This is a genomic window from Pseudenhygromyxa sp. WMMC2535, from assembly GCF_011083025.2.
Genome location: NZ_JABJWV010000001.1, coordinates 4522566 through 4544336, shown reverse-complemented (window position 1 = coordinate 4544336; position 21771 = coordinate 4522566). Strand labels below are relative to the sequence as shown.

General features: G+C 69.5%; 21 protein-coding genes. 9 read left to right on the top strand and 12 right to left on the bottom strand.

Annotated elements, in window-relative coordinates:
- Positions 1-117 precede the first annotated feature (117 nt).
- From G6O69_RS17910 to G6O69_RS17900, 3 genes are all read left to right on the top strand, one after another.
- Positions 118-582 carry a hypothetical protein gene (locus G6O69_RS17910; protein ID WP_172304717.1) on the top strand — a complete coding sequence of 155 codons (465 nt, stop codon included), beginning with the start codon at positions 118-120 and terminating at the stop codon, positions 580-582.
- 156 nt (positions 583-738) lie between these two features.
- Positions 739-1578: a hypothetical protein gene (locus tag G6O69_RS17905; RefSeq protein WP_172304716.1), complete on the top strand. Its 840-nt coding sequence runs from the start codon at positions 739-741 to the stop codon at positions 1576-1578.
- Positions 1579-1846: 268 nt separating this feature from the next.
- Positions 1847-2170, top strand: coding sequence for a winged helix-turn-helix transcriptional regulator (locus tag G6O69_RS17900; protein WP_172304715.1), 324 nt, complete (start codon positions 1847-1849; stop codon positions 2168-2170).
- Positions 2171-2407: 237 nt separating this feature from the next.
- Here G6O69_RS17900 and purE read toward each other — a convergent pair whose 3' ends face one another.
- Together purE and G6O69_RS17890 are read right to left on the bottom strand one after the other, a co-directional pair.
- The gene (gene purE / locus G6O69_RS17895; RefSeq protein ID WP_172304714.1) at positions 2408-2923 is read right to left on the bottom strand and encodes a 5-(carboxyamino)imidazole ribonucleotide mutase; all 516 of its coding nucleotides are present in this window, start codon (positions 2921-2923) and stop codon (positions 2408-2410) included.
- 19 nt (positions 2924-2942) lie between these two features.
- Entirely contained in the window at positions 2943-4136 is a 1194-nt protein-coding gene (locus G6O69_RS17890; RefSeq protein ID WP_172304713.1) for a 5-(carboxyamino)imidazole ribonucleotide synthase, read from the bottom strand.
- A gap of 116 nt (positions 4137-4252) precedes the next feature.
- Here G6O69_RS17890 and G6O69_RS17885 point away from each other — a divergent pair, with 116 nt between their 5' ends.
- Complete coding sequence (locus G6O69_RS17885; RefSeq protein ID WP_172304712.1) at positions 4253-4603, top strand: Rieske 2Fe-2S domain-containing protein; 351 nt, start codon at positions 4253-4255, stop codon at positions 4601-4603.
- Between the two features lie 181 nt (positions 4604-4784).
- Here the strand turns inward: G6O69_RS17885 and G6O69_RS17880 are convergent, their stop codons facing one another.
- From G6O69_RS17880 to G6O69_RS17865, 4 genes are all read right to left on the bottom strand, one after another.
- The gene (locus G6O69_RS17880; RefSeq protein WP_172304711.1) at positions 4785-5471 is read right to left on the bottom strand and encodes a YceI family protein; all 687 of its coding nucleotides are present in this window, start codon (positions 5469-5471) and stop codon (positions 4785-4787) included.
- A gap of 233 nt (positions 5472-5704) precedes the next feature.
- The gene (locus G6O69_RS17875) at positions 5705-6733 is read right to left on the bottom strand and encodes a PA0069 family radical SAM protein (protein WP_172304710.1); all 1029 of its coding nucleotides are present in this window, start codon (positions 6731-6733) and stop codon (positions 5705-5707) included.
- An 89-nt stretch (positions 6734-6822) separates the two neighbouring features.
- Positions 6823-7872, bottom strand: coding sequence for a hypothetical protein (locus G6O69_RS17870; RefSeq protein WP_172304709.1), 1050 nt, complete (start codon positions 7870-7872; stop codon positions 6823-6825).
- A 404-nt stretch (positions 7873-8276) separates the two neighbouring features.
- Positions 8277-8579 carry a hypothetical protein gene (locus tag G6O69_RS17865; RefSeq protein ID WP_172304708.1) on the bottom strand — a complete coding sequence of 101 codons (303 nt, stop codon included), beginning with the start codon at positions 8577-8579 and terminating at the stop codon, positions 8277-8279.
- A gap of 86 nt (positions 8580-8665) precedes the next feature.
- On the opposite strand from G6O69_RS17865, the gene nhaR reads away from it, so the two are divergent.
- Complete coding sequence (nhaR, locus tag G6O69_RS17860; RefSeq protein ID WP_172304707.1) at positions 8666-9568, top strand: transcriptional activator NhaR; 903 nt, start codon at positions 8666-8668, stop codon at positions 9566-9568.
- 196 nt (positions 9569-9764) lie between these two features.
- Here the strand turns inward: nhaR and G6O69_RS17855 are convergent, their stop codons facing one another.
- From G6O69_RS17855 to G6O69_RS40300, 3 genes are read right to left on the bottom strand one after another with little or no spacing between them, the layout of a single operon-like run.
- Positions 9765-11186, bottom strand: a complete 1422-nt coding sequence (locus G6O69_RS17855; protein ID WP_172304706.1) for a hypothetical protein — start codon at positions 11184-11186, stop codon at positions 9765-9767.
- On the bottom strand, positions 11183-12052 hold the full coding sequence (locus tag G6O69_RS17850) for a hypothetical protein (protein ID WP_172304705.1): 870 nt from the start codon (positions 12050-12052) through the stop codon (positions 11183-11185). Before G6O69_RS17850 ends, G6O69_RS17855 begins: the two co-directional genes overlap by 4 nt.
- Before the next feature lie 58 nt (positions 12053-12110).
- Entirely contained in the window at positions 12111-13124 is a 1014-nt protein-coding gene (locus tag G6O69_RS40300; RefSeq protein WP_172304704.1) for an HNH endonuclease signature motif containing protein, read from the bottom strand.
- A gap of 225 nt (positions 13125-13349) precedes the next feature.
- On the opposite strand from G6O69_RS40300, the gene G6O69_RS17840 reads away from it, so the two are divergent.
- A complete protein-coding gene (locus tag G6O69_RS17840; protein ID WP_172304703.1) occupies positions 13350-14129 on the top strand; it encodes a hypothetical protein in 780 nt (259 codons plus the stop codon).
- Positions 14130-14135: 6 nt separating this feature from the next.
- Here the strand turns inward: G6O69_RS17840 and G6O69_RS17835 are convergent, their stop codons facing one another.
- Complete coding sequence (locus G6O69_RS17835) at positions 14136-14639, bottom strand: DUF2505 domain-containing protein (protein WP_172304702.1); 504 nt, start codon at positions 14637-14639, stop codon at positions 14136-14138.
- 37 nt (positions 14640-14676) lie between these two features.
- Positions 14677-16290 carry an NAD(P)/FAD-dependent oxidoreductase gene (locus G6O69_RS17830; protein WP_172304701.1) on the bottom strand — a complete coding sequence of 538 codons (1614 nt, stop codon included), beginning with the start codon at positions 16288-16290 and terminating at the stop codon, positions 14677-14679.
- A gap of 46 nt (positions 16291-16336) precedes the next feature.
- Here G6O69_RS17830 and G6O69_RS17825 point away from each other — a divergent pair, with 46 nt between their 5' ends.
- Genes G6O69_RS17825 through G6O69_RS17815 form a run of 3 tightly spaced genes read left to right on the top strand, consistent with a single transcriptional unit; the run spans position 16337 to position 17473 of the window.
- Positions 16337-16489 carry a hypothetical protein gene (locus G6O69_RS17825; RefSeq protein ID WP_176396926.1) on the top strand — a complete coding sequence of 51 codons (153 nt, stop codon included), beginning with the start codon at positions 16337-16339 and terminating at the stop codon, positions 16487-16489.
- The gene (locus G6O69_RS17820; RefSeq protein ID WP_172304700.1) at positions 16470-17081 is read left to right on the top strand and encodes an OmpA family protein; all 612 of its coding nucleotides are present in this window, start codon (positions 16470-16472) and stop codon (positions 17079-17081) included. The genes G6O69_RS17825 and G6O69_RS17820 overlap by 20 nt, the downstream gene beginning before the upstream one ends.
- Positions 17082-17083: 2 nt before the next feature.
- Entirely contained in the window at positions 17084-17473 is a 390-nt protein-coding gene (locus G6O69_RS17815; RefSeq protein ID WP_172304699.1) for an AgmX/PglI C-terminal domain-containing protein, read from the top strand.
- Positions 17474-17585: 112 nt separating this feature from the next.
- Here G6O69_RS17815 and G6O69_RS17810 read toward each other — a convergent pair whose 3' ends face one another.
- Entirely contained in the window at positions 17586-21326 is a 3741-nt protein-coding gene (locus tag G6O69_RS17810) for a protein kinase (RefSeq protein ID WP_172304698.1), read from the bottom strand.
- Between the last annotated feature and the right edge of the window lie 445 nt (positions 21327-21771).

Below are 21771 nucleotides of genomic sequence, written 5' to 3'. Positions count from 1 at the left end.
GGGCGAGGCCGTGCGGAAGCTCCACGGCCTACGAGCCCAATTGCAGCGCGAGCGGCCTCGCAGCTGGTCTTGGGCGCTTCGCTCGGCACATGGACCCGTCGCAGTTAGCATGGCGGCGTGCGCGACCGAGCCCACGATTTTTCCTCGGTGATCTCTCCTTGCCTCGCGCTGGTGATCCTCCTCGCTCCCCAGCTCGGCTGTGAGCGGCCCTCGACCACCGCCGAAGCCTCCTCCAAGTCCGGCGAAGCGCCGCCCAAGCCCGCGGCCGCCTCTCCCGGGGCAGGGGCTGCGACCGCTCCAGGGGCTGGGGGCGAGGACCCCGAGCGCGCCGACAAGCTCGCTGATCTCGAGGACATGTGCGTCGCCATCGACCACGACTACAAGGACGGCACGCTCGGGGACTACTACGCCGACATCGAGCCCAGGACCGCCTGGGGCAGGAAGGTCCGAGACGCCGGAAACGAGTCGATCCAGCCCGGCAGGCTGCTCGAGAAGGAGATCCAGGCCCTCGACCCCAGCGGTCGGGAGCCGGCCCTGAAGACCTGCCGCGTGCTCCTCGACTACCTCGACGACGTCGAGTGATCACCCCTGATTGGGGCCCTCCCTCCAGGTCCGATCACCCTGGTCACCCACGGGGATCTCGCTGAAATCACGGGCCCACTGTAAAGTTCCCGCGCGGCCCACGTCCAAGCCGCCCCGAGCGACGCTCACTTATTCCACAAGGATCTAAACCCCACGATGCGCAACTCCTGGAACTACTTCGTCGGCGCCGCGGCCTTGGCCTCCGCCTTCTTCCTCTCCTCCACCGCCCAGGCCGGTCAGCTCGACGCCTGCGGCAACATCTTCATCGATCCCGGAGCCAACTGCGAGATCCTCGTCGAGGGCGGCTGCCAGGCCCAGTGCGAGCCCTTCGCCTTCAACGCGTCGTGCGCCGCCGAGGGCTCACTGGGCTGCTCCGGCAGCTGCGACATCGATGCCGACGTCGAGTGCACCGGCAGCTGCCAGGGCTCCTGCGAGGCCGAGTGCGAGGTCGACCCCGCGACCTTCGACTGCCGCGCCACCTGTGAGGGCAACTGCTCGGCCGACTGCTCCTCGCGCTGCGCCGCCGACTCCGACCGCGCCGAGTGTGAGGCCTCCTGCGAGGCCACCTGCGGCCTCGAGTGCGATGCCGGCTGCGACGTCGACCCCGGCGAGGTCGACTGCGTTGCCCAGTGCCAGGGCTGCTGCTCCGGCGAGTGCCGGGCCGAGATCAACATGGACTGCCAGATCGACTGCCAGGCCGATCTCTACGTCGAATGCCAGGCCGAGCTCCAAGGCGGCTGCGAGGCCCAGTGCGAGCAGCCCGAGGGCGCGCTGTTCTGCGACGGGCAGTTCATCGAGGTCAGCGAGGCGAACCTCGACGAGTGCATCGACGCGCTCGCGGCTCTGCTCGACATCGAGGTCGAGTTCGAGGCCTCGGCCTCGGCCTCGGTGAGCCTCGGCTGCAGCGTGGACGACAACGACCCCCTGCGGGGCGGTGGCGCGCTGCTTGGCTTCGGCCTGCTGTGCCTCGTCTCCATCGGCCGTCGCCGCCGCTGATCCCAACCTTCACCGCGAGGCCCTTCCGGCACCGAGCTGCCGCGAAGGGCCTCGCGCAATTGGGTCGCGCAGCCGAACAGCCACCGCTTAGCAGCCAGAAAGCGCCAAGCTCGCGATCACCTCGTTTACAGCTCAAATAGGCAGTTCAGACCGCCATGAGTAGGGTACTGGCCGCGCCCGAGCGTTACGCGCACGACTTTGAGTCGAGTCCCCGACCTGCGCGCTGTCATGTCGCGCAGCCTTTGTTTAGGGTGTCTTCGAGGCATCGATGAGCTCGACCTGGACCTTCCTCAGCAACCACGCCCATGTGCTGCTGTGCATCGCCAAGGATCCCGAGATCCGCCTGCGAGACGTCGCCGAGAACGTCGGCATCACCGAGCGCGCGGTGCAAAAGATCGTCTCGGAGCTCGAGCACGCCGGCGCGCTCACCAGGCTCCGCGAGGGTCGGCGCAACAGCTACGTCATCCACATCGACTGCCCCATGCGTCACCCCATCGAGCAGCATCAGACCGTGGGCAAGCTGCTCGCCCTCGTGATCACGCCGCAGCAGCTCAAGGAGCTGCGCGACCGGGCCCGAGCTCACGAGAGCTGAGAGTCCCGAAGCCTCCTAGGAGCCCGTGGTGGAACCCAGCGCGGCTCCTGGCGCCGGGATTTTTGTCGAGGGCGCGAAGCCAAAACGCCGCTGTACCGGGCGTACTGCAAGTTTTGGCGACAAAGCCCTCGGCGAAAAGACCAAGCGAGGTGTCGTGTTGGGTTTCACCACGGGCTCCTAGGAGCCCAGCGACGCACCTGACGACGTGCGGGAAAAATTTACAGACTCTGAGCGGGCTCAGGCGCCCGTGCTCGCGACCCGGGCGTCGACCTCGCGGATCCGGGCCTCGGTCGCCGCGATGCTCGCGTCGAGCTTGGCGCGCAGGGCCTCGTCGGTGGTGGCCAACATCCGCAGGGCAAAGAGCGCCGCGTTCTTGGCCCCGCCGATGGCCATGGTCGCAACGGGCACGGAGCTCGGCATCTGGACGATCGAGAGCAGCGAGTCGAGGCCCTGGAGGTGGCGGCTGGGCACGGGCACGCCGATCACCGGCAGCGGGGTCAGGGACGCCAGCATCCCCGGAAGGTGGGCGGCGCCGCCGGCTCCGGCGATCAGCATGAGCAGGCCGCGCTCGCGGGCGGCCCGGGCGTAGTCGAACATGTGCTCCGGCGTGCGGTGGGCCGAGAGCACGCGCAGCTCGTAGCTGACACCAAACTCGTCGAGGGTGGTCGCGGCGGCCTGCATCACCGGCAGGTCCGAGTCGCTGCCCATGCAGATCCCGATCAGGGGGGCGGCCTTCGTGGTCGCGTCGCTCATCGCCGCCATCATAGCGTGCTCAGAGCGTGATCCGCCCTGCGGCCCGCTCGGCGCGCTCGCGCAGCTCGTCGATGTCCTCGCCGAGCACCGTGAGGTGACCCATCTTGCGGCCCGGACGAGACTCGCGCTTGGCGTAGAGATGCAGCGCCACCCCCGGGACGGCGAGCGCGTCCGCGAGGCCCTCGACCCGGGTCGGCCCCGCGCGGCTGCCGAGCAAGTTGAGCATCAGCGCGGCTGGGACCACCAGCGAAGGGTCACCCAGTGGCCAGCCGAGCGTCGCCCGGAGGTGGTTTTCGAACTGCGAGCTCGCGCAGGCCTCGATGCTGTAGTGCGCGCTGTTGTGCGGGCGCGGGGCGAGCTCGTTGACCAGCAGGCGACCATCCGCGAGTTCGAACAGCTCGACGGCGCACACGCCCACGACCTCGAAGCGCTCGACGGCCGCCTGCGCGAGGGCGCGGGCCGCCTCGGCCACGCTGGCGGCGATCGGCGCTGGAGCGACGACCGCCGCGCAGCGGTGGTCGTCTTGCTCGGTGTGGACCACCGGGTAGACGGCGCTCTCGCCCTCGGGGCCCCGCGCCACGCTCACGGCGAGCTCGCGCACGAAGGGCACCCAGGCCTCGATGAGCACGCCCCCCTCGAAGCCCGAGTCTTCTTCCGGCGCCTCGGCGAGGGCCTCCCAGGCCGCGCGCAGCTGCTCGAGGTCGTCGGCCCGGCGGTTGCCGTAGCCGTCGTAGGCCCCGCGCCGGCGCTTGACGAGCACCGGCCAGCCAAACCCTCGGGCCGCGGCTTCGGCCTCGGCCAGGCTCGCGCAGCCGCGGAACTCTCCGACCGCGAGGCCAGCGTCGACCAGGGTCCGCTTTTGCACGAGCTTGTCGCGGATCAGCGCCATGGTCTGCGCCCGCGGCCAGCAGCGCGGCGGGACCTCCCCCGCCGCCTCGAGCTCGGCGAGGACCCGCTCGAGCTCGGCCAGCGGCGCCCACTCGGCCTCCGCGGTGATCACCGTGCAGCCGCGGGCAAATTCACGCAGGACCTGCGGATCTCGCCATTCGCCGACCATCAGCTCACCCACGCCAGCGGTGGCGCCGCTGTCTCGAGGGGTCAAAAAGCGGATCGCCACACCCAGGCGCAGCGCCGCGAGCCCCAGCATGCGCCCGAGCTGACCGGCCCCGAGCACCCCCACGCGAAGGGGCGCCCCTGCTTCGGCCAGGTTCATGGCCGGCATGATGGCGAGGGCCCCTGGCCCTGGCAAGCGCGCGGCCCCCGATCCCACGACGAAGTCACGGAGCGCGCGCTAGCACCCCCATGCGCCGGCTGCTAAGCAACGTCGTCATGACACAGATCCGTGTCGAAGCGGTCGCCAGTCTGGCCATTGGAGAGGTCCGCGTGTTCGACTTCGAGCGCGACGGCGAGGCTTTCGAGGGCTTCGTGGTCCGTCACCAAGGCGGCCTGTCCGCCTTCCTCAACCGCTGTCCCCACTGGAACGTCGACCTCGACATGGGCGAGCGCCGGTTCTACTCCCGCGTCGTCGGGCGGATCTTCTGCGTCAACCACGGGGCGCTCTTCGAACCCAGCAGCGGCTACTGCGAGAGCGGCCCCTGCCTCGGCGCCAGCCTCGAGCGCTTCGAGCTCCGCCTCGAGGGCGAGCACGCCCTCGTCGAGGTCCCCGGCGCGAAGGCCTGAGCGAGCGTGTCCTCCAGAGGACCTGAGAGGCCCCAGGCTCGGAGCAGCTCGCGCCCCATCAGCGACCGGCGGTCCGGCGCCCGAGACTCCTCGGGTCCACTGGAGCGCACACGCGACGCAAAAATTGAAGTGGCCCGCCGGCGAGCGCCGAGCGGGCCACAGCGGGTCATCGACCCGAAGCTCAGTTGCGGGGGAAGTGCAGGTCCAGCTCCATCGCGACCTCATCCTTGATCAGGTCGTCGGCCATGCCGGCGTAGTCGATGCCCCAGTCCTTGCGGTTGATCTTGAACTCGGCCTTGCCGGCGACCTCGCCCTCGCCGACCGTGACCGTGGCCGGGAAGGTGATCTTGTTGGTCTTGCCGTGCATCTCGAGGTTGCCGGCGATCTCGTGGGTCGCCCCGCCCTCGCCAGCCTTCTCGGTGATGCTGACGCTGGTGAACTTGGCCTCGGGGTAGGTCTCGACGTCGAAGAAGTCGCCGCTCTTGAGGTGCTCGGTCAGCTTGTCGGCGTCGGTGCTCAGCGAGGCGAGCTTGGCGGTGACCTCGAGGGACTCGGGCTTGTCGCCGGCCATGGTCAGGCTCCCGCTCACGTCGCTGAAGCTGCCCTTGTGATCGGCGGTGACCTTGGCTCCGATGAAGCCAACCTTGGAGGTGTCGGCGGCGAGCGACAGGGTCTTGGCCTCGCCAGCGTCCGCGTCGGCCTTGTCCGCGCCAGCCTCGGCGGCGGCGTCCTTGTCCTCGACCTTGGCGGCCGGCTCGGTCTTCGCCGGCGGCTTCTCGTCGATCTCACTCTTGCACGCGGCGACCGAGGCGAAGGCCATGGTCAGCACGAAGGCGTGGCGGAACGATTGGGTGCGGTTCGCAAACATCCTGCGTATCCTATTCTGCTTTCGGTCGCCTGCCTCCTGGCCGCGCCCCAAAAAAGCTCGATGGCTGCGTTCGCGCGCCGCGATGCCCAAGGCGCCCTCACGCGCGCGGGCCCACGAGTCAGGGAAAAACAGGCGACTAGACGCTGTTTTTTCTTCGCCAGCGCTCGGCCCAACGCCTCCTCTCGGGCTCCTCTCACGAAGCCCGAGGCCCGCACGCTCGTTTTGATCTCCGCTCAATCTTCGAAGAGCGAGCGCTGAGCGCTCGGGCGTCGGAAGCGCCTGTCTCGGCCTTCATGCAGCGCCTCCGGCCCGACGCCGAGGCCGAGGCGCCGCCGGTGCGCCTCGAAGACCGCCTCGATCACCGCCCAGCGCGGGCCCTGACCGCGCATCCGCGCGCCGAAGCGCGCGTCGTTTCGCCGACCACCACGCATGTCCTCGATGGCGTGGAGCACCTTGCCCGCGCGCAGCGGCACCAGCGAAGACAGGCGCTCTTCGAACACCGGGCGCACCGGCCCGGGCAAGCGCACGAGCAGCATGAAGGCCCAGCGCGCGCCGGCGTCGGCGGCCGCCTCGAGGATCTCGGGGATCTGCTCGTCGTTGAGCCCGGGAATGACCGGTCCAAGGGAGACCCCCGCGGGCACGCCCGCCTCGCTCAGGGCCGCGAACGCCTGCAGCCGTCGACTGGGCGCGCTCGCCCACGGCTCGATCTTGCGAGCGAGCGCGTCGTCGATGAAGGGGATCGAGATCGTCACCGTCGCCCCGGCCTCCGCCTCGAGGGCCGCGAGCAGCTCGGCGTCCCGCCGGACCAGCGCGCCCTTGGTGATCACCTGGACCGGGTTGCGGTGAGCCAGGCAGACCTCGAGGCACGCCCGGGTCAGGCCATAGTTGGCCTCGAGGGGCTGGTAGGGATCCGTGACCCCAGAGAACACGAGCGGCTCGCCGATCCACGAGCGCCTGGCGAAGCGGGCCTCGAGCAGCGCCGCGGCGTTGACCTTGACCACGAGCTTGCGCTCGAAGTCGCTGCCCGCACCAAAGCCCAGGTACTCGTGCCCCGGGCGCGCGTAGCAGTAGATGCAGCCGTGGTAGCAGCCGCGGTAGGGGTTGAGCGACCAGCGAAAGGGGATGTCGGGGCTGTCGTTCTCGACGACGATCGAGCGCGCCTGCTCTTCGAAGATCTCGAGCTTGGCGTCCGGCGGCGCGCCCAGCCACTCGACGTGCTCGCTCGACCAGGGGTTGGGCGGGTTCGAGACTGGGCGAGGCACGTCGATGGTCGCGCTTGGTCTGCGCTGCTGGTTCGCGTACTGGGTCTACGCGACTGGTTCACACGATGGGTTCACGCGATGGGTTCACGCTATTGGGCGATCGGCCCGTCGTCGCTGCCCGAGGGCCGCTCGAAGATCTCATCGACGTCGAGGACCTCCGAGAGCCCGAGCAGCTCCACGTAGGCGTGGAGGTGCTGGTACTCGGCCTGCGCGGTGAAGGTGGGCTGCAGCGAGGTCTGGAGCCGCCCCTCGAGCACGTGCGCGGGGGGCTGCTCGTACTCGACGCCCTGGCGCTCGATCTCCGTGGAGATGGCCTCGACGAGCACGCGGATCATCGCCGGCTCGCGCACGTGGGGCGCGTAGAGCTTCGGCAGCTCGAGCATCGTCTGTGGGTCCCACAGCGCGGGCACGTGATCGAGATGGTTTTGGATGAACTCGGCCTCGGGCAGCCGGTCTTCGAGATAGGAGATGAAGTCGCCGTTGCCGAAGCAGGGCGCGGCGAAGGCCGTGCAGTGGACCTTGGCGCGGCGCTCCGCGTCCCAGGCGGGGTCGCGCGCCCAGGCCCCGTCTTGGGTGTCGCGCAGCCACAGCGCGGCGGCGACCGCCAGCGATCCGCCGGCGCCGTGCCCCGTGACCCGCAGCGAGAAGCGACGATCTCGAGACGCGTCCACCAGGCGCTCGCGCAAGAACTCCGTGAGCGTGCGACCTGCCCCCAGGCAGCCCTCCTCGGGGGCCAGCTCGCGCAGCGCCCCGAGCTTGCGATGCAGCCCCGCGCAGATCGCCGGGGCGAGCCCGTCGGCGTCGCCGGCCCAGCTCCAGGGCTCCTGCTCGAGGCAGCCAAAGCTCTCGAGGCTGGCGTCCCACAAGCTCGCGGGGGCACCACCGCGCAGCACCAAGAAGCACTCTTGCGCCTGCGGTGCGCCGACCACGAACGCGACCACCGCGGGGGCGCTCGGTTGCCACCAGACGCGCACGCTCGCCGGGCCCCACAACAGCTCCAGCTCTCGCGTCGGCGGCGTGCGTGTCAGCCAGGTCGAGACGCATCGCCGCAGCGCCGGACCGCCCTTCGCCGCCTCCCCCGTCGAGCCCGCGTAGGCGAGCATCGCGAGGCAAAGCTGCACTTGCTCCAGGCTGGACACGATTCTCGAAGCTAGCAGGCTCGCCGCAACAACGCCACGCGGGCACATCCACGACGCACGCAGCATCGAAGCGCGAACCTGACTTCGAGGGACGTGTCGGCGCCGTGCGCCGGCTCTGCCCACGCGCGGCGTCGAGCCGCTCGGGCGCATGTCCCGGTGAGGCAAATGCGCCCCTGTCCCTCCTGTGAAAGGTCCTCAAGGCACCCCCCTGACCAAATCGGGCCACCGCCCTCACCGTGACGCCGCGGTCCAAAACCTCCGCCGCGCGGCGAATACGAGCACCTGGACGCCACAGAGGCCGGTTCGGCCCCCGGCTCGACTCGTACCTCTGCGGCCAAGTCGTCGCCACATCGGCGGATGCCGTGAGGCCCCTCGTGGGCGGCGCGCCCCAGCGGACGAGCAGCTCAGCAGCCGCGATCGAAGGCCACGCGGCGCGCGACCGCTCGCGCGACGCGATCGAGCAAGAAGATCAGCGCGTCGCGCTCGGCGTCGCCGGTCTGGCTGATGAGCAGGGTCGAGCCGCTGTTGAAGTGCACCTCGACCTCGCAGCGCGAGGAGCCGGTCCCCTCCTCCTCGCCCTGGATCTGCCGGACCGAGATCCCCCGGAGCAGGTCGGCATAGCGCGCCAGCTGACTATTCAGTCGCTTTTGAACCAGGCTACCGAGCTCTGGGTCTTCGAGGAGGGCTGGGCCTAAGTCGAGATCCACCGCAGGCAGCTTGGCTTCGGTTTTTCTTTGAACAAATAGAAAAACAATAGGTTTTAATTAGATGAAACCGAACCTTCGGCGCGGCCATGCAGTCCTGGATCAACTACCACCACCTGCTCTACTTCTGGATGGTCGCCAAGGAAGGCAGCATCGCCAGCGCGGCCAAGCGTCTGCACGTCTCCCAACCGACGATCTCGACGCAGATCCGCACCTTGGAGGAGCACCTCGAGATCGCGCTCTTCGACCGCTCCGGCCGGCGGCTCGCGCTGACCGAGGCCGGCCAGGTCGCCCTGCGCTACGCCGAAGAGATCTTCTCTCTAGGCCGCGAGATGGTCGACGTGCTCCACGAGCGGCCGACCGGCCAACCGCTGCGCCTGGTCGTCGGCGTGACCTACGTGGTCCCCAAACTGATCGCCTACCAGCTGCTCCGGCCGGCCCTCGAGCTCGAGGAGAACATCCACATGGTCTGCCAGGAGGACACCTTCGAGAACCTGCTCACGCGCCTGGCCAGCCACGAGCTCGACCTGTTGATCTCCGACGCCCCGATCGGCCCCAACGTCTCGGTCAAGGCCTTCAACCATCCCCTGGGCTCGTGCGGGCTGAGCTTCTTCGCCGCCCCCGCGCTCGCCAGCAAGTACAAGCGCGACTTCCCTGGCTCCCTGGATCGCGCCCCCTTCTTGCTGCCGATGCCCAGGAGCACGGTCCGCCGCGAGCTCGATCGGTGGTTCGACAGCCACGGCCTGACCCCCGAGGTCGTCGGCCAGTTCGACGACAGCGCCCTGCTCAAGGTCTTTGGCCAGTCGGGGGTCGGCGTGTTCGCGGGGCCCTCGGCGATCGAGGACGAGATCAAGCGCCAGTACGGCGTGCAGGTGCTCGGGCGGACCGACGAGATCCAGGAGCGCTTCTACGCGATCTCGATCGAGCGCCGGCTCAAGCACCCGGGGGTCGTGGCGATCTCCGAGAGCGCCCGGCACGAGCTCTTTGGCTAAAACACGGCTCCTAGTGTGCGCGCTGGCGCGCACACTAGGAGCCCGTGGTGCAACCCAACACGACACCTCGCTTGTTCTTTTCGCCGAGGGCTTTGTCGCCAAAACTTGCAGTACGCCCGGTACAGCGGCGTTTTGGCTTCGCGCCCTCGACGAAAAGCCCGGCGCCAGGAGCCGCGCTGGGTTTCACCACGGGCTCCTAGTGCACCTGGCCGAGGGCGTGGCTGATGATCTCGCGCAGGAGCTTGACCGCGTCGCCGTGGTCGCAGATCGCGTCGTGGGCGGCCCCGCCGTTCTTGCCATCCACGACCTCGAACTGCCGGACCGCGCCGTAGTCGGTGCCGGCTTTGTAGCGCTGAGACTGATCCGGGAAGAGCGCCCTGGCGGAGGTCGCGGGCACCGTCCCGTCGCCCCGCGTGTTGCGCGTGGTGACGTAGCCGCGATCATCCGGGAAGGCCTGGGCCTCGGTCAGGCTGACCGTCTCGCCGTTGCTGCGCGTGGCCTTGTAGAGGATGACCGGCGGAGAGTAGGGGCTCGTCGGGATCACGTCGCCGAGCTCGGGGTCCTCGGGCGGGAGTTTGAAGTGACAGCGCGTATCCGTGCCCTCGACCCCGGTCCCGTAGATCGTCCAGGTCTTGCCCTCGTACTTCCAGCGCCCGATCTCGTCGTGGAATTGCTTGGCGGTGTCGAGGTTGGAGAGCAGCGCGTCCCGGTACTTCTTGGGGATCGCCCCGCGCTCGCCCTCGGCCGCGAGCAGGCCCTCCGGCGAACGATCGCTGCGCTTGTAGAGCGTCCATGTGTCGCCCTCCCAGCTGCGCTTCACCCCCGGATCTTCGAAGGTCTCGTAGGTGTACCACCAGGCCTGCGCCGGGGCCTCGTCGCGGTAGTTGGAGGTGACCAGCAGCTGGATCGGCCCGGTCGAGTGCGAGACGATCTTTTGGAAGGACTCGCGGCTGCTGCCGAGCAGCTGGCTCATCACGAAGCCGTCCTGGGCCGCGCCGTCGAACATCCGGCGGATGAACACCGGCGCGCCGTCGGCCGGCTGGGCGACGTGGATCACCGCCAGGCACTTCTCGCGGATCCCGTCGTCGTTCTTGAGGCAGGCCCGGGTCGCGAGGCCGCCCATGGAGTGGCTGATCAGCACGAAGCGCTCGGCGTCGTTCTCCTCCATGATCTCGCCGATGCGCGTGGCGAGGTAGGCCCCGGACACCTTGTTGGACTGGCGCCAGTCGTAGCCCGCGGCGTAGACCGGGGTCTTGTAGCGACCAAAGCGCATCTTGCTCAGGTTCTCGAGCACCTTGCGATAGAAGTCCTTGGCGACCTCTCCCCAGCCTCGCGCCTCCTGCTCGTCACTGAGGCCCTTGCCCTCGCGGACCAGCGGCGCCCGGGCGCCGTCCTCGGGAGGGGTCAGCTTGTCGCTGACGAAGCTGGGCAGTGCCATCACCCAGCCGGGGAGCATGACCGTGGCGGTGTGGTCCGGGTCCCAGTCGAAGGCGTTGGGGATCGAGATCCGCGAGCCCATGACCCCGGGCACGAACACGATGGGGATGGTCCCGGTCTCGAGGACGTTGTCGTCTTGCCGGCAGACTTGGGTGTTGTGGGTGCTCGCGTCGTTGGTCATCGGGCGCCTTCCACGATCACGCTGGCGAGGAGTCGCTCATGGATCTCGCGCAGGCTCTGGCCGAGATCCCCCGGGCCCGAGAGGCGGACCTCCAGCTGGCGGATCTGAATGGGGTTGCCGACCTCGTAGCGCTGGACCGAGCGGCTGATCACTCGCTGGTCTTCGGCCGCGGCGTTCGGGTCCTGGCCGGCGCGCAGGCGCAGCCACTCACCGTGGATGATCGGCACGAGCTCGCGGGCGAGCTCGGACTCGCCGCCGCGCAGGTCCCTGCCCTGCTCGGCCTCGGCCTCGAGCTCGACGCGCGGGCCATCGAGGGGGTGGACGATCACCTCGAGCAGGGCGCGGCCGCCGAGGCCCCTGTGCTCGAGCTTGGGCGCGCAGTGGTAGCGCTCGGGCAGCAGGTAGGACAGGCCAGCCATCCACCAGCGCCGCGTCCCCGCGGGCGCCGAGCCCTCGCGGCCCGTGGCCTCGACCGCCGCGGCGATCAGCTCATCGATGGCCGCGTCGGCGTCCGCCCGCGTGCCCGGCCCAAACCAGCCCACCCGCAGGATCGCGCCTGCGCCGTAGCGCTCGGGGTCGAGGGCGACCAGCAGCTGCGCGCCGGCCTGGGCCTGCGCCGGCAGGGCGAAGCTGTAGCGCTGGCCCGCGCGACCGGCGAGCGCCGCGTCCTCGGCCTCCCCCAGGTCGGCGTCGGGCATGACCTGGAGCAGGCGAGCGCGCAGCTCGGCGACGACCTTGGCCGGCTCGCCGTCATCGCCACGCTCGACGGCGAGGGTGTGCTCGGCGTCGTCGCGGTAGTGCTGCGCGACGGGCTCGCCGAGCTCGACCGGCAACTCGAAGGTGACCTCTTCCAGACGAAAGCGCATCGCGGGGGCCCGATTCTACAGGATCTCGACGAGCCCAGGGCAGGAGCCTGCAGACCGCTCAAGTCGGCGGCTCAGCGGCCTCTACGCGGTGCGCTCCCCCCAGACCCTCGCCCTCTCCCTCGCTGGCCACCGCTTCAAAGCGCGCCCAATGGGCCGCCAAAGCCTCCTCGCTCAGGCGCTGCGGCTCCGCGATGTGCAACCCCTGATCCTCAAAGCTGGCGTACTCACTGTCACTCAGCACGGGGTTGAGGTGAACGCTGCGCCGCTGCGGGTGGACGCCGATAAGGAAGCGATCAAAGAGCTTGTGCAAGTCTGCGCGCAGCAAGACCCCGTTCGCTAGGTCGTTGTCCTTCTCTCCGCGGTAGGGAGACAGGTGGGCCGCCTCCAGGGCCTCGCGGACGCGACAGCCGGAGATCGCGCACACCGCCCCATCCCGGTCGATCAGCGCCCGACGAAAGCGCTGCTGCCCTCGCCGCTGGACCATCTCGACGAGCAGGCGCTCGCGCGTGTCGGCGTCGCTGAGCTGATAGCCCCCGGGCTCCTCCTCCGCGGACAGGGCCCCGCCCGCGCGCCTTCGCCCCGCCGCCTCCCGGTGCTCGTGCGTCCAGGGCTCCCCCGAAACGAACGCGCGCAGCCACGGCTCGGACAGCGGCGCGCTGGCCGGAAAGCGCAGATGCAGGGCCAGCTGCTTTTGTGTGTTCCCGCCGCCTGGCTTGGCGTCCGCCGCCCGGCCGATCCTCGCCGCCCCCCGCCCAATACAGATCCGCAGCGCCCGGTAGTCTCGAAGCGCGCTCAGGTCGAGGGGGAGGCGTATATCGTCAAGCGCCACCACGCGCGCCTGGATGGGTAGGCTCGCCGTCACCTGTGAGTCGACCTCCACCGCGAGCAGCGAGGCCTCCGCAGCGCCCAGGCGCTCGAGGAGCAGCTCGAGACCCTCGTTATAGTCCGCGTTGCGAGCTGGCCGGCCCCCTGCGCTCCGAAAGCGCAGGACCGCGTCGGCGCCAGAGGCCCCCGCGACCTCAAAATGCGCGTCGAGGCCTCTGCCCTCGTCACTGAAGACCTTGACGTCCATCAGTCGCCACTCACTTGATATCGTTTTACGCGAGTTTGAAGACCCTTGCGAACGCTTCGAGTAAATTGCGAAGTCTCCCAAACACCGGCAGGCCGGGGCGCAAGGACCTGCGCGCCCCCTCGGCCCTTCCCCGCGGACCCTACGCCTGGACGCTCACAGCTCGCTTTTGGGGCATCTAGGGGGGGCTATGCTATCCTCCGCCCGTCGTTTGGCTTGGACATACACATGAGCAACGCCTACCGCATCCTCCCAGCCCTGCTCTTCCCCCTCGCCCTCGCTTGCTCTGGCGGGGAGGAGACGGACGACACGGGCCCGCAGTTCACCTCGAACGGCACCGACGAAGACGGGACCGGCACTGCTGACGAGATTGGAGACGAGAGCGGCGACGCGGATCAGGGCACCGACAGCACCGGCACGGGTGAGGAGTCGAGCAGCGATGGGGTCGACACGGACGACGACACCACCACCACCGCGGGCACCGACACGACCGGGGCCGACAGCGGGGAGACCGAGGGAGAGTGCGCGACCTCCAGCGACGCCGTCGGCTCGAGCTGCGGCCAGGACAACGCCAACTACGGGTCCATCGCCATCGGCGAGACCCTCTCGGACCTGCCCCTGGGCACGATCTACATGGTCGATAACGGCCTCGGCAACGGCTACGAGGACTGGTACCGCTTCGACTTCCCCATCGACGACGCCAACCCCCGCCCGAGCGCGGGCACGGCGAGCATCAGCTTCACCACCAACGACAACGAGGACTACCGCTTCGAGCTCTTCCGCGACTGCGGCGCTCAGGTCTACGGTCAGGGCCTCGCCGCGGAGTTCGGCTCGAACGCGCCGCCTTTGCTCGAGTGGTCCTTCAACGACCTCGACCCCGGCGCCGAGGAGCAGCTCGACTACCTCGAGATGGTGCTGTGGCCGTCCACGGTCTGGGTCCGGGTGTTCCGCACGACCAACGACCAGACCTGCAGCCAGTATCAGCTCGAGGTCACGCGCTCGCTCTGAGCGCGCTCAGGCGGGGTTGCGCGCCAGCCAGCCGTTGATCCACCTGGCGCTGTCGCTCCAGCCCGAGATCACGTTGTCGGCGGCGGTCTTCTCGACGATCTTGCCGATGCCGAAGACCTTGGCCGCGACGGTGAACACCGTCACGCGCTTGCACTTGCCCTCGCCCAGGGGCTCGAGGCGCATCGTTCCGTTGATCGCCACCTTGTCGCCAAAGGCCGAGAGGACCAGGCGCCAGCGCCACTCGCCGGCGCTGCGCACCCAGTCGCCGATCTCCTCGTAGCCGGTCCTGTCCCCGACGATCTTGGCGAGGGCCTTGGGGACCTCGAGCTTGGGCACGCAGATCATCCGCCGGTGGAGGACCTCGCCGTCGTCGCGGCGCTCGGCGATCTCGCACTTGGGGAAGCCCAAGCCCTGCTCGTACATCTCGACGTTGAAGGCGTCGTCGAAGAACAGCGCCCACTTGCGCTCGATGGGGCAGTCGATGACGTTCTCGAGGCGGTACTCGGCCATGGCCGACCCCGATACCCCATCGTCACATGCCTGGCAATCACGGGCGCTCGAGGCTCCGCAGCAGCCGGAGCCCAGCGATCGGCTCGGCAGAGACTGCCGCGAGCACGCCCCCGAGCATCGCCCCCATGACGCCCACGGTCGTCACCTCGCTGCCGGCGAAGTACAGGCCCTCGATCGGCGCCCGCGGGCGCAGCCAGGGGTTGCGGAAGCGCTCGGGCGTGGGCTCGAGGCCGTAGATCGAGCCGGCGTAGGGCCGCGCGAAGTGGGCCGTGCTCAAGGGCGTGGACAGCTCGGCGTGGACGATCAGCGGCTCGAGCCCGGGCATGCGCTCGAGCAGCTGGGCGCGCAGCTGATCCCCGAGCGCCTGCTTGAAGGCCTCGTAGCTCGGGCCGCGGTGGTGCCAACGAGTGCCGCGCCAGCGCTCGAAGGCGGACCAGGGCACGAAGGTCACGACCTCCCCCGTGTGCCGCTGGTGGGGGCCGGGGTCGTGGGTCGGATCCTTGAGCGAGGGGAAGGAGCAGTAGAGCACCGGCGCCCGCCCCGGCGCCCGCCCCGGCTCGACCTCCCAGGCCGCGACCTCGGGATCCCAGCCCTCGTAGAACCACTTGTTGGCCGAGCCCGCCCCCGCGGCCCGGATGTCGCCCTCGAAGCCCAGATAGAGGCAGACGTGCGCCGGCCCGGGCGAGAGCTCGAGGATCGAGCGCGCCCAGGGCTGGTCGCAATAGTCCGGCGGGAGCAGCCGGTTGATCGTCGACCAGATCCCCGCAGCGCTGATCACCCCGCGCGCGGGGATCAGCTGGCCGCGGTCGCCGTCCCGCTCCACGAGGCGCACCCCGACGACCCGGTCGTCCTCGACGATGATCTCGTCGACGTCACCGCGGATCTTGGTCCACCCGCCGGCCGCGGCCACCGTCCGCAGCAGGGAGTGGGCGATCTGCTGTGAGCCCCCGACCGGGTAGTAGCCGCCCCAGGCGAAGTGACGCGTGACCAGGGCCTGCATGGCGAAAGAGGAGCGACTCGGCGGTGAGCCGTAATACCCCCACTGCGAGAGCAGAACGGCGCGAAGGCGTGGATCCGCGCACAGCTCCCCGGCGACGTCGGCCGAGCGCCGCTCGAAGTGCCGCTTCGCCGAGCCTGCGATCAGCCGGTCCGCCAGGCCCCCAAAGCGCGCCGGAAGGGTCCGCGCGAGGTAGTAGCGGCGCATCGCCTCGGACACCTCACGCGAGAGCGAGAGCCAGCGATCGACGGCCGCGTCGGCGCCGGGAAAGGCATCCAGGAGGTTGGTCCTGAATTGCTTTGGCGAGTCGGGGAAGTCGATCCGAAAGCCCTCTGGCCAGTGAAATTCATCATAGACCGGGCCCAAGCTGGCCCAGCGCAGCCGCCCGCCGCTGAGGTGCTCGAGCAACCGGCCCGGGAGCGTATGCTGGCTGACCTCACCAACGGCGTGTACGCCCACGTCCCAGCGCCAGCCCCTGCGCTTGAAGGTGTGCGTGAAGCCGCCCGGCTCATAGTGCTGCTCGAGCACCAGCACCCGCTTGCCCAGCTTGGCGAGCATGGCAGCGCAGGTCATCCCGCCCATGCCCGAGCCGATCACGATGTAGTCGAAGGACCCATCCGGTGTCTTATTGCTCCAGGGTCGCAGGTCGTTCACCCCCTGATCATACCCCTGGATCCAGCCATCGAGACCACACCACGTGATGACAGCAGACGAATGTGCTAGGCAATCGGCGAGGACCCGGCCACCGCCGAGCTCTCGCTCCGACGCCGTCGGCCCCGATGATTACATCCGCCTGGCCTACGTCGACGTCGAGGGTCCTCCCGAGGTCGACCATGATCGCACCACGACATAAATCACCCCCTCTCTCCCTCCACGCCCTCCCTGCCCTGCTCTTGCCCCTCGCGCTCGCGGCGTGCAGCCCCCGGGTCTTCGAGGGCAGCACGGCCAAGGTCATCGAGCCCTCCGCCCCCGTCGTCGCCGAGGCCCCCAAAGAAGAGCCCCGCGTCGAGGTCACCGACGACAAGATCGTCATCCGCGAGAAGGTTCAGTTCGACTACAACAAGGCCACGATCCGCTCCGAGTCCGACGACCTCCTGGCCGAGGTCGCCTCGGTGATGAACCAAAACCCGCGCATCAAGAAGATCCGCGTCGAAGGTCACGCGAGCTCCGAGGGCGACTACAAGCACAACGTCGACCTGTCCAAGCGCCGGGCCAAGGCCGTGCTCGACCACCTCGTCAAGCGCGGCAAGGTCGACAAGGGCCGGCTCGAGTCCGAGGGCTACGGCCCCGACCGCCCGATCGCCGACAACGACACCGAGTCCGGCCGCGAGGCCAACCGCCGCGTCGAGTTCACGATCCTCGAGCAAGAGTTCACCGAGACGACCACCACCGTCGACCCCGAGACCGGTGAGGCCTCCGTCGAGACCACCCAGAAGGTCGAATAGCCATGTCCACGCGAACCACTACCGCCGCACTGACCCTCGGCCTCGCGCTGCTCACGAGCGCCTGCTCCTTCGCCGCCCGCGACACCGACAGCTACCGCGAGGACACCTCGCAGCTCCTCGACACCCGCGAGGGCCAGCTCCAGGCCTGCTACGACCAGGAGCTCACCCGCAGCCCCGACATGGCCGGCAAGCTGACCGTGACCTTCACCGTGCAGGAGAAGTCCGGCGAGCTGACCTCCGTAACCTGGGACCGCGACCGGAGCACCGTCAGCGAGAGCCTCGCGACCTGCGTGGTCACGGCCCTCGGCGGCCTGGCCCTCGATCCCCCCGACCAGCGCGCCGGCGAGGCGACCTTCAGCTACACCTTCGCCAACTCGGCGCCGACCAGCTGAGCCGCTCTCGACGCCCGCGCCCGCGCCCGCCACTGCACCGCGGACGCGGGCGCTCGCGTCCGCGCCTCGCGTCTCACGACCCCGCAGCGCACCAGCTGCGCCGGTCTCCGGCTCAGTGCCCGGCTCGCGAGCCGCCGGTGTCGAGCAAGAAGGAGTCGAGCGCGTCGCTCTCGCGCAGGTCCGTGACGGTCTGATCTTCGATCTCCACGGTCCTCGAGTCCGAGGGCGCGTAGTGCTCCTGCGGCCGCTTGCGCACCGGCCGAGAGTCGATCAGTCCGGCGCTGAGCCGGCGCTCGCGCGTGGTTCGGACGTAGTAGCCGTTGTTGATCTCGGTGAAGCGATGCTCGGCGCGGGACAGGCAGGCCAGGGCCTCGCTGGTGTCCCCCCGGGCGATCGCCAGCTCGGCCTCGGCGCGGCACAACATCCCAGCCTCGATCAAATTGTCCTGCTCCTCGGCGCAGACGATCTCCCGGGCGTGGTCGAGGGCCGCGACCGCGGCCGCGAAGTCGTCGGCGGCGATCAACACCTCGGCGAGGGTGCGCTGAGCGATGGCGTAGTGCAGGGGGTTTCGTGCGGGGCCCGAGGACGCGCGCTCGCTGGCCTCGACGAGGTGGCTGCGGGCCTCGTCGAACTTCCCGCGCGCGGCCGCCAACGAGCCGCGGCCGATCAACGCCTGGATGACCAGCAGCTCCATGCCGGCCGCCCGCGCGCGCTTCTCCACACCCGCGAAGCGCTCCTGCGCCGCGCCGAATTCCTCGAGCGCGAGGTGGATGTGACCCGCGAGCACACAGGCGTGCTCGCGCGCGAGCATGATCCGCTCGATCGGTGAGTACTGGAGCGCCCGCGAGATCAGGGCCTGGGCCTCCTCGAAGGAGCCGCGCTGCCACGCCAGGTAGGGCTTGAGGTACTGCACCCAGGGATCCGGCGGGACGCCGATCCGTCGGCAGTTGGACTCGATCAGCTCGAGCTGCGCCATGGCCTGCTCGTAGCGCCCGGTCCACGCGTACCACAGGCAAGGGTAGGCCCAGACCTGGTTGTAGAAGTCCGGCTTTTGCAGCTCGTCGACGGCGGCGATGCCAAAGTCGACGAGGCGCTGCTCGAAGCGCTGGCCCTGAAAGACCGCGTAGTTGGAGAACACCGCCGCGCCGACCCGAGCCGAGAGCGCGAAGCTCTGGCCCTCGAGGTCCCCGTCGAAGAGCAGCTCACGCGCGCGGATCAGGATCTCGCTCATGTCGTCGAAGTGCCCGGCGGACTGCATGCAGCCGGCGACCGCGGTGCACATCGCCCCCTCGAGCGGCGTCCCGCGCACGGGCAGCAGCTCGAGCGCGCGCTCGCCCAGGCTCATCCCGCTCAGCGGCTGGCCGGCGTGACCCGAGGCCACGCAGCCGAGCACGTAGTTCTCGAGCAGCTTGGGCATCCACGCCGCCGGAGAGGGTCGGCGCTTGAACAGGCCGGTCCCCGCGGCCTCGTGGCGGTAGACCACCGGCTTGTTGAGCCCGGCCATGAAGCGCCTGCGGATGAAGGCCGGGCAACGCTCGATCACCGCGACCACCCGCTTCATCCGCCTCGACACGCGCTCGGGGTCGTCGCGGGACTCGAGGGCCTCGCGGCAGCGCGCCGACATCTCGACGGTCTTGAGCGGCCACAAAGCCAGGGCGTTCTCGGCGATCCGCGCCTGGAGCTCGAAGAGCAGCGCGTCTCGATCCTCGCGCGGCGGCGGCTCGGGGCTCTCGAGGATGTTGATCGCCTGACTCCAGTAGTCGATGGCCGAGGCGTCCGCGCCCGCGGCCTTGGCCTGGTCGCCCGCCTGCAGCGCGTAGCCGAGGGCCTTGAGCAGGTCCTCGCCGCGGCTGAAGTGGTGGGTGAGCTCGTGGAGGTGGCGCTCGATCTCGCCGGCGTAGCGCCCCTCGAGGTGCTCTCCGGCGCGCTGGTGCAGCGAGCGGCTGCGCTCGACGGGGATGTCGGCGTAGAGCGCCTCGCGGACGCGATCGTGGGGGAAGACCAGGCGGCGATCTTCGCGGGTCAGGAACTGGCGCTCGGTCAGGACCTCGACGGCCGTGAACAGCCCCTCCTCGCTGACGTCGGCGAGGGCGAGCAGGGCCTCGCGGTCGAGCGAGCGCCCGAGCACGGCCGCGACCCTGGCGATCTCGAGCACCCCCGGCTCGAGCCGGGCGAGGCGCTCGCGGACCGCGCTCTCGACGCTGCTCGGCAGCGCGTGCGGCTCCCAGTCACTCGGCAGCGCCCAGTGATCTTCACTCGCGACCAGCGAGCCCTGCTCCATCAGGTCACGGAGCACCTCGGTCACGAAGAAGGCGTTGCCCGCGGTCGCGGCGTAGAGCGAGCGCACGAAGTCCTCGGTCGCCTGGAGCCGCGGGAGCATCGACTCGACGAGCTGGCGGACCTGCTCGCGGCCGAGGGGCTCGAGCTCGAGGCGCTCGGTCTGCCCGTCTTGGACCGTGAACCACAGCGGGCTGCCCAGCCAGGTCTCGTCGCTGCGCACGGTCGCCACGAAGAGCAGCCGCGTGCCCAAGATGTTGCGGATGCAGTGGTTGAGCAGCTCGAGGCTCGGGCGGTCGCACCACTGCAGGTCATCGATCGCGACGACCACCGAGCTGCGCGAGCCAGCCAGGCTCAGCCACTGCGCGACCTCGTCGGCGAGGCGCAGCTTGTCGAGGTTGGCCTGGCCGCTGCGCAGCTCGGCCGCGGCGAGCTCGATGTCCTTGAGCACCTCGCGGTGCGCCTCGACCTCGTCGGCGTTCGACAGCGAGAGCAGCGGGCGCAGGGCGTGGAGCATCGGCTCGTAGGGGGTCACGCCCGGCTTGCACTCGGCGTGGAGGACATGACTGCCGCGAATCTTCGCCTGCATCAGGACCTCCTTCATCAGCCGCGACTTGCCGACCCCCGCCGGGCCGCCGATGAACACGGAGCGCCGCCGGCCGTGCTCGGCCTCGTGGGCGAGGACCTCGATGTACTCGAACTCCCGCGCCCGGCCGACCATCATGTCGCTGACCAGGTAGCTCTCGTTGACCGCGAGGTCCTGGCGGATGCGATGGACCCCGGCCAGGCGCGCGAGGTCGTCGGCGACCTCGGCCGCCGTCGCGTAGCGCTCACGAAGGTCGCGCGCGAGCAGCCGGCGGACGATGGCCTCGAGCCCCGGCGGCGCGTCGTCCCGGTAGGCGCGCAGCGGCTCGGGGGTCTGGAAGAGGTGCGCCTGGAGGGTCTCCTTCTTGGTCCCGAGGAAGGGCGGGCGCCCGCAGACCAGCTCGTAGAGCACGCAGCCCACCGAGTAGAGATCCGAGGCCGTGTCGAGCGGCCCGCCGAGGATCACCTCGGGCGCCATGTAGGCCGCCGTGCCGATCAGGCTCGCCGAGCTCCGGCTGCCCGACCACTCCATCAGCCCAAAGTCGATCACCTTGAGCACGCCGTCCTCGCGCACGCGCAGGTTGCCGGGCTTGATGTCGCGGTGGACGTAGAGCCGCGAGTGAACGAACTCGAGGGCGAGCAGCAGCTGGAGCGTGAGGTCGTAGATCTTTGCGAACTCGAGGGTGCCGGCCTGGAGCAGCTCCGAGAGCTCCTGCCCCGGGACATACTCCATGGTCAGGTACTCGGTCTGCCCGTCGAGGAAGCCGCAGTCGTAGACCTCGACGGTGTTGGGGTGGCGAAGCCGCGCCATCGCCCGAAACTCTTCGCGGAAACGAAGCCTCCGCTCCTGCGTGATCGGCAGGTCCGAGCGGAAGGTCTTGAGCGCCAGCTCGCGGTCGCCATCGAGGGTATCGACGACGTGGTAGACCGTGCCCATTCCGCCGCTGCCAAGCTCGCGCAGCACGCCGAATCGGTTGGCGATAAGCTCCATCGGCACTGTTATGTATGGTGCCAGATTTCTGGTTCGCACGCTCATTCGAACAAAGCGCGACCACGCCGACACCCTCGTCAGACAGATCGGCCGCAAGCGCGATTACCCTCGGCGCCACCAAAGTAGCGCGCCAGCGCTCACCCCTCCCAAAAGCGCGGATGCGCGACCGATCGCGGGCCGAGGGTCCACAGTCACCGGCCGCCCAAATACGACCCATGGGTTGAATCGCCCCACTGCGTCATATGAACCTTGGCGCCAACGCTTCGAAGCACCGGGGACGACCGATCACCCGTGGCCATCCTCGGGGCAGGCTCGTGCGGGCGACTTCAGCCCAGCTAAGTTTGCGCTCGAAAACAGGCCAGCGCCACCGCCGAGGCGCGATGACACATCGCGAGATCACTCGAGCTCCCGAGCGATGGGTGAAACGCTGGTCGCGGACGATGTC

Coding starts and splice junctions, on each gene's coding strand:
- G6O69_RS17905 (WP_172304716.1), top strand. CDS start 739: ATGCGCAACTCCTGGAACTACTTCGTCGGCGCCGCGGCCTTGGCCTCC.
- G6O69_RS17900 (WP_172304715.1), top strand. CDS start 1,847: ATGAGCTCGACCTGGACCTTCCTCAGCAACCACGCCCATGTGCTGCTG.
- purE (WP_172304714.1), bottom strand. CDS start 2,923: ATGAGCGACGCGACCACGAAGGCCGCCCCCCTGATCGGGATCTGCATG.
- G6O69_RS17890 (WP_172304713.1), bottom strand. CDS start 4,136: ATGAACCTGGCCGAAGCAGGGGCGCCCCTTCGCGTGGGGGTGCTCGGG.
- G6O69_RS17885 (WP_172304712.1), top strand. CDS start 4,253: ATGACACAGATCCGTGTCGAAGCGGTCGCCAGTCTGGCCATTGGAGAG.
- G6O69_RS17880 (WP_172304711.1), bottom strand. CDS start 5,471: ATGTTTGCGAACCGCACCCAATCGTTCCGCCACGCCTTCGTGCTGACC.
- nhaR (WP_172304707.1), top strand. CDS start 8,666: ATGCAGTCCTGGATCAACTACCACCACCTGCTCTACTTCTGGATGGTC.
- G6O69_RS17855 (WP_172304706.1), bottom strand. CDS start 11,186: ATGACCAACGACGCGAGCACCCACAACACCCAAGTCTGCCGGCAAGAC.
- G6O69_RS17850 (WP_172304705.1), bottom strand. CDS start 12,052: ATGCGCTTTCGTCTGGAAGAGGTCACCTTCGAGTTGCCGGTCGAGCTC.
- G6O69_RS40300 (WP_172304704.1), bottom strand. CDS start 13,124: ATGGACGTCAAGGTCTTCAGTGACGAGGGCAGAGGCCTCGACGCGCAT.
- G6O69_RS17840 (WP_172304703.1), top strand. CDS start 13,350: ATGAGCAACGCCTACCGCATCCTCCCAGCCCTGCTCTTCCCCCTCGCC.
- G6O69_RS17835 (WP_172304702.1), bottom strand. CDS start 14,639: ATGGCCGAGTACCGCCTCGAGAACGTCATCGACTGCCCCATCGAGCGC.
- G6O69_RS17825 (WP_176396926.1), top strand. CDS start 16,337: ATGACAGCAGACGAATGTGCTAGGCAATCGGCGAGGACCCGGCCACCG.
- G6O69_RS17820 (WP_172304700.1), top strand. CDS start 16,470: ATGATCGCACCACGACATAAATCACCCCCTCTCTCCCTCCACGCCCTC.
- G6O69_RS17815 (WP_172304699.1), top strand. CDS start 17,084: ATGTCCACGCGAACCACTACCGCCGCACTGACCCTCGGCCTCGCGCTG.
- G6O69_RS17810 (WP_172304698.1), bottom strand. CDS start 21,326: ATGGAGCTTATCGCCAACCGATTCGGCGTGCTGCGCGAGCTTGGCAGC.